The following is a 14420-nucleotide window of genomic DNA, read 5'->3' as shown; positions in this document are numbered from 1 at the left end:
GTCTCGCATTCGCTCGACAGCTCCCCTGCTAGGGGAGGTGGCATCGCGTTAGCGATGACGGAAAGGTTATTCTGAACTCTGTACTGCTGCCGCGCCGCCGATGATCTCGGTGATCTCCTGGGTGATGGAGCCCTGCCGGGTGCGGTTGTACTCCAATTGCAGGTCGTGGATCATCTCGGTGGCGCTCTTGGTGGCGGAATCCATGGCGGTCATGCGGGCGCTCTGCTCGGCGCAGAAGCTCTCGGTCATGGCACCAAAGATCATGCCGTGCATGTAGATGGGGGCCGTCTGCTCGAACACCGTCCAGGCGTCAGGAAACATCTCCACATCGCCTTTGGGGTCGCCCAGACCCTTGGGGGCGGGCTGAAGATGGTCTCGATCCAGCGGCAGCAGCCGCACCATGACGGGCTCACTGGTCAGGGCATTCTGGATCTTGGTGTAGATCAGGTAGATCTCATCCAGATTGCCTGCCTTGAAATCGTCGATGGCATCCACGGTGATGTCACGGGCCCGCTGCAGAGAGGGGGCGGTGGCACTGTACTGGAACTCTTCCACAAGGCGGGGGTCTTTGTGCAGCAGGGCACGATAACCGACCTGGCCGATGACGTAGAACTTGGCGTTGGGGTCATCGCCTGCCTGCGCCTTGAGGAATTTGAGCGTGTTCTGATTGAATGCGCCCGCCATGCCTTTATCTGCCGTCAGCACAACATAAGCGCGCTTGGGAGCAGGAACATCGCGGACATGGAAGAACGGGTGCACCGGCTCCTCCGGCAGGTGGGGAACCACACGGGAGATGGTGTCCCGCATCCGGGTGAAGTAGGGCAGCACGTTCTGGTAATTCTTGCGCGCCTTGCGGAGCTTGGAGGACGAGATGAGATACATCGCGTTGGTGATCTTCATGGTGTCCTGGATGCTCTCGATGCGCTCTTTCAGCAGCTTAGTGGACGGCATGGCTGTCGCCTCCCACGAATGCGTTCCAGGCGTTCAGGATGGCATCTACCTGCTCCGGGGTGATCTTGCCCGTGGCGGTGATAGCGTCCATGGTGCCCGAGACGTCGGCGCGGAACTGCCGCACAAAAGCGGTGGTCTTGGCGCGCTGTTCGGTGGTGGGGAGAGAATCCAGCATTCCGTGGGAAGCCAGCGTCAGGGTGACGACCTGCTCGGCGTCGGACTTGGGCTGGTACAGCGGCTGCTTGAGCATTTCCATCAGGGCCTTGCCGTGCTCCAGCTGGCGGCGGGTCTCGGCGTCCAGATCAGAGCTGAACTGGGCGAAAGACTCCATATCCTTGTACTGGGCCAGCTCGATGCGGAGGTTGGCGTTGGCTTTCTTCATGGCCTTGGTCTGTGCCGCGCCGCCCACACGGGAGACGGACAGGCCGACATTGACAGCCGGGCGGTTGCCTGCGTTGAACAGGGCGCTCTCGAGGAAGATCTGGCCATCGGTGATGGAGATGACGTTGGTGGGGATGTAAGCGGAGACATCGCCTGCCTGGGTCTCGACGATGGGCAGGGCGGTGATGGAACCGCCGCCCAGGTCATCCCGCATCCGGCAGGAGCGCTCCAGCAGACGGGAGTGCAGATAGAAGACATCGCCGGGGTAAGCCTCACGGCCGGGGGAGCGCCGCAGCAGCAGGGAGATGGCACGGTAGGCCACCGCGTGCTTGGAAAGGTCATCGTAAACGATGAGGACGCTCTTGCCCTGTGCCATAAAATACTCGGCCAGAGCCGTGCCGGCATAGGGGGCAATGTACTGCAGCGGGGCGCTGTCGGAAGCGGTGGCCGCCACGATGGTGGTGTAATCCATGGCACCGTGCTTCTTCAGATCCCCTGCCACGCGGGCAATGGAAGAAGCTTTCTGGCCGATGGCGACGTAAATGCAGAGCACGCCGGTGTCTTTCTGGTTCAGGATGGCATCGGTGGCAATGGAAGTCTTGCCGGTCTGGCGGTCGCCGATGATCAGCTCACGCTGACCGCGGCCAATGGGGAACATGGAGTCAATGGCCAGGATGCCGGTGTGGAGCGGGGTATCCACGCTCTGGCGTTCCAGAATGCCGGGGGCCTGCTTCTCAATGGGGTTGTAGCCCACGGATTCGATGGGGCCCTTGCCGTCGATGGGCTCGCCCAGCGGGTCGATGACACGGCCCAGGAACGCGTCGCCCACCGGGATGCCCGCGCGCTTGCCGCTGCGGGTGACGAGGGTGCCCACGCCGACGCTCTCCGCACCATCGAAGAGCATGACGCCCAGCTTGCCGGGGTCCACGCTCTCCACCATGCCCTTGGCGCCGTTCTCAAAGGTGACGATCTCGCCGTAGACCGCGCGGTCCATGCCATCCACCTGGACGATGCCGTCGGCGGAGGCGATGACCACGCCGCCCTCTGCACTGGTGGCAGCGGGCTTGTAGTCCTCCACACGAGTCTTGAGGGTAGCCAGCGAGGGCTTGCCCTCCATCATCTGGTCGAGGGCGTGGCGGCCGGAGTTGTCGAACACCCGGTCGCCGATCTGCAGGACATAGCCGGAGAGCAGGCTCTCGTCCACGGTGATATTCAGCAGCACCTCGGTGGCGTCATAGAGCTTTTTGACCTCGGCTTTGATGCGGGTGATGTCGTCCTCGCGGGGCTGGCGGGCAGCCCGCAGGTCGGCCTTGACGATCCGGTTGGTGGAGAAGAACTCGCGGCTGAACTCAGTTGCCATCGTCCACACCTGCTTTCTGTAACAGATCGTCCAGCAACCGCGCGTCGTCCTGCTGGGTCAGGTTGCGGGCCAGCAGCTTCTCGCACATCTCACGAGCCAGAGCCGTGGTCTGGGCGTCGGCCTCACGCAGCTTGTGCTGGCGCTCGGCCTCGGCGTTCCGCTTGCCCTCGGCCACAATGGCGTCGGCCTGCTTCTGGGCATCCGCCAGGAGCTGCTGCTTCTCTTTTTCGGCCTGCTCTTCATAGGCCGTGCGGCGGGCAGCCGCCTCCGCGTCCACATTGCGCAGCTTGTCCTGCGCGGTGTTCAGAGCTGTCGCCGCCTCTTTTTTAGAGGTCTCAGCGGCAGCCAGAGCGTCGTCTACCTGCTTCTGGCGCTGCGCAATGATGTTCATGACAGGCTTGTACAGGAACTTGCGGAGCAGCAAAAACAGCACCAGAACGTTGACGACTGTATACAAAAGGTTCAGATTCAGTGTCAGCATTCGTCATGCCTCCGTGATCAACCCAGGAACAGGATGATGATCAGAGCAACGACGAAGCCGAAAATTGCAGTACCTTCTGCCAGAGCGGCGCCCAGCAGCAGGTTGGTCTGAATTTTACTAGAGGCCTCCGGCTGGCGGGAGATGGCCTCCGTTGCCTTACCGGTTGCAATGCCGATGCCAATGCCGCCGCCAATACCAGTCAGCGCTGCAATGCCAGCGCCCAGAGCTACCAATCCGTTCATAATAAATATCTCCTTTGTAAATGCGTAAAACCTCTCAGTCCGCTTCGCGTCCAGCCGCCCCCTTTCGGCACTTTCGTGCCACCTCCCCCGGCCGGGGGAGTCTTTCCTAACAGGGGAGCCCTTGGCAGGCCGGTTCAGCTCCTGCCGGAGGAAACGGGCCCGATTTTCCGGCAGGGCGTGGGCCCTGCGCTCTCGGGTGAAATCATTCTTCGTCTCCGATATTCTCTTTCATAAACAGGGAAGTCAGGAAGACGAACACATAGGTCTGGATCAGGCCGTCGAACAGGTCAAAGTACAGGCTGAACACAGCCGGCACAAAGACAGGCACCACCTGCTTGATGAGCTCCATGATGACGAACGCGCCCAGCACGTTGCCGAACAGTCGCATACACAGGCTGGTGGGCCGAATGGCGATCTCCAGAATGTTCATGGGGGTCATGATGGCGGTAGGAGCCGTCAGGCTCTTGAGGAAGCCGACCCCGCCGCGCGCGTGGATCCCGGCATACTCGATGAGACAGATGCTCATTAAGGCCAGGGCGGCGGTGACATTCAGATCCTTTGTGGGGGGCTTGATGCCAAACACGCCAATGAGGTTGGAGCAGGCGATGTAGAGCGCTACCGAGATGAGGTAGGGCACATACCGCTTGCCTTTTTCACCCAGCAAGCCCACGAAGAAGTCGTTGATGAACGTCACGACGGTCTCCAGGATGGCCTGCCGCTTGGTGATGTGGTCTACCCGGAGGTTCCGGGTGAGGAGAATGGAGCCGATGACGAGGAACGCCATGATGCCCCAGCTGACTACCACCGACTCCGGGATCTGCAGGCCGCCGATGGAGATCATTTCCACGTTCAGCTCTTCTTTCAGAGCTGCCGTCAATGCGTTCATCGTGCTGCCTCCTTCCTCCGGGTCGAGGTCAGAGGTTGAGAGATTGAATCCGATACCGTTTTCACTCGATCTCCTTTCCGTAACATTTTGAAATTGAGAAAAGCACTGCTCTACGAGAAAAAGAAAGGAGGCGGCCGGAAACTCCGCTGCACGCCCTCCTTTGCTGTATTCTCTTTGCCTGCTTTTTTCGTCTGGTATCATAGCACGAAAGGCGCGGATTGATAAGCCCTCTTGCAAAGTTTCTACTTTTTGTTATATTCCGTACCAGAATGGATGAATATTTGTTGCTGATTTGCACAAGAAAGTAGCTTGTAACATGTGATAAGTGCACAAAATCTTAACTAAATTTTAACTGTTTAAGGGAGATGACCAGGCAAATTGTCGAAAAAATCCATACAGTATATATCGCTGGTATATCTGATATATAAAATTTATATGACTTATCCGGCGCGCAAGCGGCTTGATTTTTCTTCAGAGATGTCCACCCTGTATGGCCGCGATACCTATCTAATAGAGTGAAAAGCTCAGGTGGCGGGGTTCTCAGCCTTGCCGCGGCGGAACACCAGCCGGAAGATGAACCGGGAGAGCGGGCCGCAGTAGAGCATCTGCCAGCACAGGGCCATGGGCATATTGCAGCCCCAGGTGTGCACCCACATGCCAAAGCTGGGCTCTTTAAACAGGACGGTTGCCACCAGGCTCATGACCGGGCACATGATGGCGACGATCATCAGGGAGATGGCATAGGTGATGAACTGAGGCCGGTCTGTGGGGCGCATAAAGGTAAAGGCCAGCGCGGTGGCCAGTTTCTCCACGACAAAGAAATCCAGGATGCAGGCAACCGGGACCATGATGGGCATTTCATGCAGCGCCATGAGAAAGGTGGCGTTGGTCACGCCGCCCGTGTTCAGGGCAACATTGTAAACGATCATGCCATAGACCATAATGGTGGCCATGACAATGGTGAAGACGACTTTTTCCAGCAGGGTTTTCGGCATAGTTTGTAACTCCTTTTTGGTTGATGGGGGAAAATTCAGGCGAACCATCGCCGCACAAACAAAAAAAGACAGACGAGGGCGGAACCTTCGTCTGTCTTTGCGCGACTACCATTCATTGCCGCTTATCATAGCACAATTTCAGGCGTCGTGTAAGAGGCGGAGAAAGGGTTCTCCTATTTTGCCGAAAACGATCCCCTTGAAGACAATAAGTTTTGTGGAAAGCTGTAAGGGGGGAGAAGCTCGACTGAAAAAAGCTCTGCCGGACAAAGATGAACTGGATTGATTTGAATATGTTGTAAAATCTATCTAATTTATCTGTTGAATATGGAAAAATAATGTGTATATTATTGTGCACTCTGCGAATAGACAAACTGCTGACCTTTGGGTATAATAAAGCCAGAAACCAGAGAAGTACAGCAGAAGCTCAAACGAGAGCTAACCCCGCTGACTTGAAGCAGAAAGGAGCGAAGACCGATGGTTGATATGGAACCCGCACAGTGTGGACAGACTGTCGGGGATCGCTGAGAAGCAAAACAGAGGCTCACCACAAACGGGATGTTTCCCCCGTATAAAAACACAAAAACGAGAGCCGGTCTTGAGCATCAAATAATGCGAACAACAGAACAGTCTGTCGAGTATAAAATCCCATGGCAATTCAAATAGATCCGCCGGAGAGTGATCCTTATGAAAACTTTACGGAGACCTGTATTTGAATAACCGAAAAGGAGAACCTCCAATGTACTAAGTAGTGGAACCCCTTGGAAAATCTAACTCGAAAGAATGTGGTAATATGAAATTCATCTCCATGATTCGTGTTCCGCACTCCAACAGTTGAGAAAAGGGTCAATCCAATGTACTAAGTAATGTGTCCCCTGAAAATTCCAAGTTCTTCATCGTTTCCAAAGGAGATCATTCCAATGAAACGTACGGTACAGACCGAAAAATGAGGAAACCGAGGATAAGAGGCTTATGACTCCGAAGAAGTAAGGATCCTGCCGGATGGTGGCTTGCAACCGCACCATCCGGCAGGTTTTTTGTTTGGGCCGGGAAAGCTCCCGGCCCTTTTTTTATTTTGCGTACTGCGGCCGCTGCCTCTTGACAATTTCTCCTGCAAGCGTTATTGTTAAAAATACTGTCTATCTTTTAAGGTAAGGAGAACATCATGCCACAAACTACCACTGCGCCGCGCAAAAAGACACGGCTGATGACCGAGGGCGGTATCTTTAAAAACCTGCTGTTGTTTGCTGTGCCGCTGATTTTGGGCAACCTGCTCCAGCAGCTGTACAATACGGCCGATTCCATCATCGTGGGCAATTTCCTGGGCAGCAACGCTCTGGCAGCCGTTGGCTCCAGCGGCTCGCCCATCTTCCTGCTCATCGGCTTCAGCCAGGGCGTGGCCGTGGGTGCCGGCGTCGTGGTGGCCCAGTACCTGGGGGCCAAGGATCGGGAGGATGCCCAGATTGCCGTGCACACCTCGCTGGCCATTGCAGCCATCCTGGGCGTTGTGCTGACGGTGGGCGGCATCCTGGTCTGCCGCAGCTTGCTGGTCTGGATGAACACCCCGGCTGAGGTGCTGGAAGACGCCGTGACCTATATGCGGATCTACTTTGGCGGCGTGCTGTTCAGCGTCATTTATAACATGGCGGCCGGCATCCTCAACGCGGCGGGCAACTCCCAGCGTTCCCTCATCTACCTGGGCTGCGCCTCCATCACCAACATCATCCTCGACCTCGTTCTCATTGCCGGGCTGCGGATGGGGGTGGAGGGCGCGGCCATCGCCACCGATATCAGCCAGCTGGTGTCCTGCATCCTCTCCCTCCGCTTCCTGATGCGGGTGGAGGATGACTACCGGGTCACGCTGCGCAAGATCCGCCCCGATGCCAAAATGTCCGCCCGCATCATCCGGGTGGGCCTGCCCACGGGCATCCAGAACATGGTCATCTCGTTCTCCAACGTTCTGGTGCAGTCCAGCGTCAACGGCTACGGCGCTGTTGCCATGGCAGGCTTTGCCGCGTACATGAAGATCGATGGCTTCAACATCCTGCCGGTCATGAGCTTCAGCATGGCGGCCACTACCTTTGTGGGCCAGAACTTTGGCGCGGGCAAGCTGGACCGTGTCAAGCGGAGCCTGTGGGTCACGCTGGCCATGAGCGTGGGCTATACCCTCTTTACGGGTGCCCTGCTGCTGGTGTTCCGTTACCCCATCCTGCACCTGTTCACCCAGGACGATACCGTGGTGGAGTTTGGCGTGGCGGCCATGAAGTATTTCTGCCCGTTCTATTTCCTGCTGGCCATCCTGCACAGCCTGGCAGGTGCCGTGCGCGGCACGGGCAAGAGCGTGCCGCCCATGGTGGTGTTGCTGCTCTCCCTCTGCCTGTTCCGGGTGGCCTGGATCCAGTTTATTCTGCCGTTCTTCCACAGCATTGAGGGCGTGTTCGTCCTCTATCCGGTTTCCTGGGGGCTGGGTGCTGTTCTGATGGTCCTGTACACCTGGCGCGCCAACTGGATGGAGCACGCCGCGTAATGTCGTTTCAGGAAACGATGGAATGTGTTTCTATGAAAAATAGCCATTTGTCAAGGCTCTGAAAACGTGTTATATAATAGGTAAAGAATTTTTACCACCCCGGATGCAAAAGGAGCAGCAGATGCAGACAAAACCCTTTCCACTGACCGAAACCGTTTCCCGCCCGACGGGCATCAAAATGGCCCTGCTCCTGTTCTGGGAGTTCATCAAACTCGGTGCCTTTACTTTTGGCAGCGGGTGGAGCATCATTGCCCAGATGGAGCAGGAGTTTGTGGACAAGCGCCACTGGGTGGAGCAGAGCGACCTGCTGGAGCTTATCGCCGTGGGCAAGAGCCTGCCGGGGATCATGGTGGCCAACATCGTGCTGCTGTTCGGCTACCAGCTGGCCGGGCCGCTGGGCGGCATCCTCTCAGCGGTGGGGCTGTGCGTGCCGGCTGTCGTTGTGATGACCGTTGTTACTGCCATTTATGACCTCATCAAGAACAATTACTGGGTCTTTGCGGCCCTCAAGGGGGTCCAGTGTGCCGTGGTGCCCATCATCGGCAGTGCGGCCATCTCCCTGAGCAAAGAGGCCCTCAAGGATAAAATTGCGATCGGGCTCTGCCTCGCTGCTCTCTGCATCTGCCTGTTTACGTCCATCAGTAATCTGGTGCTGGTGATCGGCGGTGCCGTGCTGGGCCTTGTCTGGATGGGGGTGAAGGAGCATGATTAAAACATTGTTCCAGCTCTTCCTCGCCTTTGCCAAAATTGGTTTTACCAGCTTTGGCGGCACCTCGATGATCCCCCTGATCATGGAAGAAATGCTCTCTCACAACTGGATGACAGCCGACGATGTGGCCAATATCGTGGCCATTGCGGAGATGACCCCCGGTTCCCTGGGCGTCAACTGCGCCACCTTTGCCGGTACCCAGACCGCCGGAGTGCTGGGCGGTACGGCAGCCGTCATTGGTGTGCTGACCCCCACCCTGACGCTGACCCTTGTGGCGGCCCTCTTCTTCCAGAAATTCCGGGAGAGCAAGGTCATGCTTTATATCATGCGGGCGGTCAAGCCCATCTGCGTGGGCATGATCTTTGCAGTCCTCATTACCCTGAGCGGGAGTACCTACTTTGCAGAGGGCATCAGTTGGGCGGGCCTTGGCATTGGCCTGCTCTGCTTCTGGCTCCTCCGCAAAAAGAAAATGGCCATCCCCAAGGTCATCGGCATCGCGGCGGTGCTGGGGCTGGTTTGTTTTGGAGTGCTGTGAGAACAGTTGCCCAAAACGGCAAAATGGTGTATACTATCCTCGAGCGCAACTTCACGCCAGAGAGAGGTCTTTTTTATGACGATTCGCGGAATTATCACCGTTCTGGTCCTGGCCATCCTGTTTGGGCTGGTCGTGGTCTGGATCTCCAAGCAGGGCGGCTGGAAAGGGGAGGGCTGCGGCGGCAACTGTGCCTCCTGCCACCACCACGACGGCTGTGAGCAGCCGAAATCCAACCAGAATACCTGATGCATCAAAAAGCCCCCGGCAGCCATTGGCTGTCCGGGGGTTTTGTGCTACAGCTGCCCATTGTGGGCGGCGTAGACCGCAATGGTGCTCAACAGGTCGCTGTGAGCTTTCTGGTAAGTGCTGTAACTCAGGTTGAGCTGCTCCATGACATCCTCGATGCTCCGATGCTCAAAGTAGCGCATCCGGAGCAGCTGGGCACGGATGGGGTCGGTCTGGTCATAATACCTCAGTGCCTGCTCAATGGCCAGGCTCCAGCCGCGGCCCTCGAACGTCTGGCGGTATCCCCGCTGGCCGTAGCGGGCCAGGGCGTTGCGGGTGGCGCGGCGCTGCTGCTGTGTCATGAAAATGCCTCCTCTCAGCGGACATGCCGGAAAAAGTACAGGTCGCGCTGGTCCCGGTTGAGCCCCAGCAGGTGGCAGAGCTTGTCCACCTCACTGACTTTGAAATCCCGGTCGTTGTTGATCTTATAACGCAGGGTGGAGCTGCTGATGCCAAGCACCTCGGCTGCATAGCCCAGTGTGATGCGTTTGCACTTCATGCAGGAGAGGAGCAGCATGGTATCTGTCATAAAAAATGCCTCCTTTTAGTTTCAAATTCTGGATGCGATGCACAATCTTTGGTTGTATTATAGCGAGAAGTTGATTAGATGTCAACTCTTTTGGGAAAATAGAGCAAAAACAGTTGATTTTTAGGAAATGTTCTGCTATTCTATCTTCAGAGAGCAGTTTTTCTGCACACGCAAGGGAAAGCGAGGAGTTTTTATGTCAGAACTGGCACGCCGCGTCCGGGAGCGCCGGGCCGCTCTCGGCCTGTCACAGGAGGAACTGGCCGACCGGATGGGATACCGCTCCAAATCCTCCATCACCAAATTGGAAAAAGGGGTCAACGACCTGCCCCAGTCCAAGCTGGAAGAGCTGGCCGCCGCGCTGGACACCACTCCGGCCTGGCTGCTGGGCATTGAGACCGCCGCCGCCCCGCCTCCGGGGTTTGAGCCCCTGCCGGAAATGGTGCGGGTGCCGCTGGTGGGCTCCATTGCCTGCGGCACGCCCATCACGGCGGAGCAGAACATCGAGAGCTATATCGGGGTCCCCGCCGCGTGGCACGCGGATTTTGCCCTGACCTGCCACGGCAGCAGCATGGCTCCCACCATCTGCGATGGTGACATCGTCTGCATCCGCCGCCAGCCGGAGGTGGAGCAGGGAGAGATCGCCGCGGTCCGCATCGGGGACGAAGCCACCCTGAAACATTTTCACCGCCAGGGCAGCACGGTCATGCTCCTGGCCGATAACGCCGCCGTCTGCCCGCCCATGATCTATGCAGGCTCCCAGCTGGAGGAGATCCAGATCGAGGGCAGGGCGGTCGGCTTCTGCAGAGGTTTATAAACCTCTCCGTCATCGCTCCGCGATGCCAGCTCCTCTGCCAGGGGAGCCCTTGGCAGGTCGGTTTTGTTTCAAAAATTCGCCCGATGGGCTCCGGCACAGCAGTGCCCTGCGGCCTACGGCAGGAGGAGATTATCATGGAAAAAGCTTCCACAGAAGCGATGACCCTGAACGTCATCGCCCACATCCACACGGCGTTCCCCACCAAGTTTGGCATCCCGCGCCAGAGCGGGCTGGTAGACAGCCTGCGGGGCGAGATCATTTTTACCCCGGAGTACCGCAACCCGGACGCCGTGCGCGGGCTGGAAGATTTCAGCCACATCTGGCTGGTGTGGCAGTTCTCCGGGGCCGTGCGGGATACCTGGTCGCCCACGGTCCGCCCGCCCCGCCTGGGCGGCAACACCCGGATGGGCGTGTTTGCCACCCGCTCGCCGTTCCGGCCCAATCCGCTGGGCCTGTCCAGCGTCCAGCTGGAAAAAATCGAGATCCGGCCCGAGGTGGGCCCGGTCCTCATCGTGCGGGGCGCCGACCTCATGGACGGCACCCCCATCTACGACATCAAGCCCTATATCCCGTACGCCGACTGCCACCCGGATGCCTCGGCGGGCTTTACGGCCCAGACCCGGATGAACCACCTGAATGTGGAGTGTGACCCCGCCCTCTGGGCAAGGGTCCCGGAGGCAGAGCAGGAGGGCCTGCGGGGCGTGCTGGCCCATGACCCCCGCCCCTCCTACCAGCATGACCCTGCCCGGGTGTACGGCATGGAGTTTGCCGGGCTGGAAGTGCATTTCACCGTGGACGGCGAGACCCTGACCGTGACGGATATCACCCGCCGCTGACCGGAGGAACTGCTCATGGAGCTGCGAACCATCAACACCTTTTTGCACATTGCGGAGCTGCACAGCTTTTCCCGCGCTGCGCGGGAGCTGGGCTACTCCCAGTCGGCTGTCTCCTCTCAGATCGCCCAGCTGGAGGCCGAGCTGGGCACCCCGCTGTTTGACCGGGTGGGAAAGACCGTCCGCCTGACCGACGCGGGGCTCACGTTTCAGGATTACGCCCGCACCCTGCTGGCGACGGCCCAGCAGGCCAAAGCGGCCCTGCAGCCCGCCCGGGAGGTGCGGGGCACCCTCCGCATCGCACTGGCGGACTCGGTGTGCAGCACCTTTCTGCCCGACCTGCTGCTCCACTACCACGCCCGCTGCCCGGAGGTGGAGCTGGTGCTCCGCACCGCCACTGCCGACGAGATGCTCCAGTGGCTGAGTTCCAACGAGGTCGATCTGGCTTACACCCTCGATCAGCCCATTTTGCAGCCCAATCTTGTGCTGGCGTTCAACGAGCTGGAGCCCATCTGCATGGTGGCTCCGCCAAACCATCCGCTGGCCCGGCAGGAGGTGGTCACGCTGGAGGAGCTTGCGAAGCAGGAGTTTCTGCTCACCGAGCGGGGAATGAGCTACCGCGACGCTCTGGATCAGTGCATGGACGCCCATCACCTGGCTCTGAAGCCCTACATTGAGCTGGGCAGCGCCGCCATGCTGGCCGAGATGGTGGAGCGGGGGATGGGCCTCTCGTTCCTGCCGGAATACATCGTCCGCAATGAGCTGGCGGCCCACCGCCTGGCCCGCCTCAACGTCCCCGAGTGCCAGATATCCATGCACCGCCAGTTGTTTTACCACCGGGATAAATGGCTGACCCCTCAGATGAAAGCGTTTGTTGAGCTGGTGTGAATCACCGGCTCTGTTTGGCCCCGCACCCCGGCAAAATAAAAAAACAGCTCCAAGCCTAAGCTTGAAGCTGTTTTTTATGCCGGTGGTGGGGGTCGAACCCACACGTGTTATTCGCACAAGGGATTTTGAGTCCCCCTCGTCTGCCATTCCGACACACCGGCACGATAAGATAACAAAGTTATTATACCGGATTCTGTCTGTAAAATCAAGATAAAATTTTAAGGTGCGGGGAATGGCTGGGAAACAGCGAATTGGGGCAGCGCGGCTGTGCTGGCGGAGCCAGGCGGTAAGATGCTGCTTCGGATCAGTTCAGCTTTTTGCCGAAGAACTCCACTTCCTTGCGGATGAACTGCATCAGCTCATCAAACTGGTCGGGGGTCAGGCTCTGGGCACCATCGCACTTGGCCTTGGCGGGGTTGTTGTGCACCTCGATCATCAGGCCGTCGGCACCGGCCGCTACGGCAGCCTTTGCCAGCTCCGGCACCATCCAGGCGTGGCCGCAGGCGTGGCTGGGGTCCACCACCACGGGCAGGTGGGTCATCTTGTGCAGCATCACCACACCGGCCAGGTCCAGGGTGTTCCGCATACTGGTCTCAAAAGTACGGATGCCGCGCTCGCAGAGGATGACGTTCTCGTTGCCCTCGGCCATGATGTACTCGGCGCTCATCACGAACTCTTCCAGCGTGTTGGCCAGGCCCCGCTTGAGCAGCACGGGCTTTTTTTGGCGGCCCACGGCCTTGAGCAGTTCAAAATTCTGCATGTTGCGGGCACCCACCTGGATGAGGTCCACGTTCTCGAACAGGGGCAGATGCTCGGTGTTCATGATCTCGGTCACGATGGGAGCACCCGTGGCCCGGCGGGCCAGCTTGAGCAGATCCAGGCCCTCGCTTCGCATTCCCTGGAACGAGTAGGGAGAGGTGCGGGGCTTGAACGCGCCGCCCCGCAGCAGGGAAGCACCGGCGGCCTTGACCCGCTGGGCGCAGTAGGTGATCTGCTCCTCGCTCTCAATGCTGCAGGGGCCTGCAATGACGGCAAAGTTTCCGCCGCCGATCTTGACGCCGTTCACATCAATGATACTGTCGTCCGGGTGGAACTTGCGGTTGGCTTTTTTGTAGGGCTCGGACACGCGGCGGCAGGCCTCCACCACGGGGTTGGCCAGTACCCAGCTCTCTGCAATGGCCTTGGTATCGCCGATGAGGCCGAGGATATGGGTGTCGCTGCCCTTGGAGTCGTTGATCTGCAGGCCCATGCCCTCCAGCTCGCGGCAGAACTCATGCACCTGTACGTCGGGGGCATTCTGTTTTAAGACAATGATCATAGCGCTTTCTCCTTACCAGTTTCCCAAAGCGGCAGGGAGAACGGCTCCCTTGCTGCAAATCAGTATCGTGAACTTCAGTTTCGTGAAGTATCTTGAGCATGGGCATAGCATACCACTTCAGTTTTGTGAAGTCAAGGCTTTTTTGAAATTTTTCCGCAAACGTGGTAGAATAGGAGCACGATAGGAGTGATAGAGCTATGGGAAAAGAAGCAAAGACCAATGCCATGCGTATTCTGGAGCGGGCCAAGGTGCCCTATACCGCCCATGAATACGCCCACGAGGAGGGCGTGGCGGTGGACGGCGTGACGGTAGCTGCCAGCATGGGGGAAGACCCTGCCTGCGTGTATAAAACACTGGTGACCCAGGGGGCCAGCAGAAATTATTTCGTCTTCGTCATCCCGGTGGCAGCGGAGCTGGACCTGAAAGCCGCCGCCCGCAGCGTGGGTGAAAAGAGCGTGGCCATGATCCATGTGGCCGATATCAACAAGGTGACCGGCTATGTCCGGGGCGGCTGCAGCCCGGTGGGTATGAAAAAGCAGTACACCACCGTGTTTGATGAGAGCGTGCTGGCCCAGCCGAAAGTCTATGTTTCCGGCGGGCGGATCGGTACCCAGGTGTGCTGCGCCCCGGCCGACCTCATCAAGGCAGCCCGCGCCACAACGGCACACATCATTTTCTAAAGATTTAAC

Annotated in this window: 17 protein-coding genes and 1 tRNA gene; 8 read left to right on the top strand and 10 right to left on the bottom strand. The window is 58.4% G+C overall.

What is annotated here, in order from left to right; translation table 11 throughout:
* Positions 1–66 precede the first annotated feature (66 nt).
* From atpG to C4N22_RS08025, 6 genes are all read right to left on the bottom strand, one after another.
* Positions 67–951 carry an ATP synthase F1 subunit gamma gene (atpG, locus tag C4N22_RS08050; RefSeq protein WP_022256644.1) on the bottom strand — a complete coding sequence of 295 codons (885 nt, stop codon included), beginning with the start codon at positions 949–951 and terminating at the stop codon, positions 67–69.
* Positions 938–2692 (bottom strand): F0F1 ATP synthase subunit alpha, encoded by a 1755-nt coding sequence (gene atpA, locus C4N22_RS08045; protein ID WP_112148592.1) that lies wholly within the window; start codon positions 2690–2692, stop codon positions 938–940. The genes atpG and atpA overlap by 14 nt, the downstream gene beginning before the upstream one ends.
* Positions 2682–3173: a F0F1 ATP synthase subunit B gene (atpF, locus tag C4N22_RS08040; RefSeq protein WP_112148591.1), complete on the bottom strand. Its 492-nt coding sequence runs from the start codon at positions 3171–3173 to the stop codon at positions 2682–2684. The genes atpA and atpF overlap by 11 nt, the downstream gene beginning before the upstream one ends.
* A gap of 17 nt (positions 3174–3190) precedes the next feature.
* Positions 3191–3415, bottom strand: a complete 225-nt coding sequence (gene atpE / locus C4N22_RS08035) for an ATP synthase F0 subunit C (RefSeq protein WP_022256641.1) — start codon at positions 3413–3415, stop codon at positions 3191–3193.
* A 202-nt stretch (positions 3416–3617) separates the two neighbouring features.
* A complete protein-coding gene (locus C4N22_RS08030) occupies positions 3618–4301 on the bottom strand; it encodes a F0F1 ATP synthase subunit A (protein ID WP_112148590.1) in 684 nt (227 codons plus the stop codon).
* A 524-nt stretch (positions 4302–4825) separates the two neighbouring features.
* Complete coding sequence (locus C4N22_RS08025; RefSeq protein WP_112148589.1) at positions 4826–5296, bottom strand: DUF2798 domain-containing protein; 471 nt, start codon at positions 5294–5296, stop codon at positions 4826–4828.
* A 1162-nt stretch (positions 5297–6458) separates the two neighbouring features.
* Here C4N22_RS08025 and C4N22_RS08020 point away from each other — a divergent pair.
* The 4 genes from C4N22_RS08020 (at position 6459) to C4N22_RS08005 (ending at position 9310) form a co-directional block, all read left to right on the top strand.
* Positions 6459–7820 (top strand): MATE family efflux transporter, encoded by a 1362-nt coding sequence (locus C4N22_RS08020; RefSeq protein WP_022256638.1) that lies wholly within the window; start codon positions 6459–6461, stop codon positions 7818–7820.
* A 121-nt stretch (positions 7821–7941) separates the two neighbouring features.
* Positions 7942–8532, top strand: coding sequence for a chromate transporter (locus C4N22_RS08015; RefSeq protein WP_112148588.1), 591 nt, complete (start codon positions 7942–7944; stop codon positions 8530–8532).
* Positions 8525–9064, top strand: a complete 540-nt coding sequence (locus C4N22_RS08010; RefSeq protein ID WP_022256636.1) for a chromate transporter — start codon at positions 8525–8527, stop codon at positions 9062–9064. Before C4N22_RS08015 ends, C4N22_RS08010 begins: the two co-directional genes overlap by 8 nt.
* A 75-nt stretch (positions 9065–9139) precedes the next feature.
* Positions 9140–9310 carry a FeoB-associated Cys-rich membrane protein gene (locus C4N22_RS08005; RefSeq protein ID WP_112148587.1) on the top strand — a complete coding sequence of 57 codons (171 nt, stop codon included), beginning with the start codon at positions 9140–9142 and terminating at the stop codon, positions 9308–9310.
* A gap of 47 nt (positions 9311–9357) precedes the next feature.
* On the opposite strand, the gene C4N22_RS08000 is transcribed toward C4N22_RS08005, so the two are convergent.
* Positions 9358–9651: a hypothetical protein gene (locus C4N22_RS08000; protein WP_112148586.1), complete on the bottom strand. Its 294-nt coding sequence runs from the start codon at positions 9649–9651 to the stop codon at positions 9358–9360.
* 14 nt (positions 9652–9665) lie between these two features.
* The gene (locus C4N22_RS07995; protein WP_112148585.1) at positions 9666–9878 is read right to left on the bottom strand and encodes an XRE family transcriptional regulator; all 213 of its coding nucleotides are present in this window, start codon (positions 9876–9878) and stop codon (positions 9666–9668) included.
* Between the two features lie 193 nt (positions 9879–10071).
* Here C4N22_RS07995 and C4N22_RS07990 point away from each other — a divergent pair, with 193 nt between their 5' ends.
* From C4N22_RS07990 to C4N22_RS07980, 3 genes are all read left to right on the top strand, one after another.
* Positions 10072–10692, top strand: a complete 621-nt coding sequence (locus C4N22_RS07990) for a LexA family protein (RefSeq protein WP_112148584.1) — start codon at positions 10072–10074, stop codon at positions 10690–10692.
* A 134-nt stretch (positions 10693–10826) separates the two neighbouring features.
* On the top strand, positions 10827–11528 hold the full coding sequence (gene tsaA / locus C4N22_RS07985) for a tRNA (N6-threonylcarbamoyladenosine(37)-N6)-methyltransferase TrmO (protein WP_112148583.1): 702 nt from the start codon (positions 10827–10829) through the stop codon (positions 11526–11528).
* Positions 11529–11543: 15 nt separating this feature from the next.
* Positions 11544–12413 carry a LysR family transcriptional regulator gene (locus tag C4N22_RS07980; protein ID WP_022256630.1) on the top strand — a complete coding sequence of 290 codons (870 nt, stop codon included), beginning with the start codon at positions 11544–11546 and terminating at the stop codon, positions 12411–12413.
* 77 nt (positions 12414–12490) lie between these two features.
* On the opposite strand, the gene C4N22_RS07975 is transcribed toward C4N22_RS07980, so the two are convergent.
* Both C4N22_RS07975 and aroF read right to left on the bottom strand, forming a co-directional pair.
* A tRNA-Leu gene (locus C4N22_RS07975) sits at positions 12491–12574 on the bottom strand.
* Positions 12575–12717: 143 nt separating this feature from the next.
* The gene (aroF, locus tag C4N22_RS07970; protein ID WP_112148582.1) at positions 12718–13731 is read right to left on the bottom strand and encodes a 3-deoxy-7-phosphoheptulonate synthase; all 1014 of its coding nucleotides are present in this window, start codon (positions 13729–13731) and stop codon (positions 12718–12720) included.
* A 197-nt stretch (positions 13732–13928) separates the two neighbouring features.
* Here aroF and ybaK point away from each other — a divergent pair, with 197 nt between their 5' ends.
* On the top strand, positions 13929–14411 hold the full coding sequence (gene ybaK, locus C4N22_RS07965; protein ID WP_022256628.1) for a Cys-tRNA(Pro) deacylase: 483 nt from the start codon (positions 13929–13931) through the stop codon (positions 14409–14411).
* The last annotated feature ends 9 nt before the right edge of the window (positions 14412–14420 follow it).

The organism is Faecalibacterium prausnitzii (genome assembly GCF_003287495.1).
GTDB classification, from domain to species: Bacteria; Bacillota; Clostridia; order Oscillospirales; family Ruminococcaceae; genus Faecalibacterium; species Faecalibacterium prausnitzii_I.
This window is presented reverse-complemented; position numbering and strand designations above follow the sequence as displayed.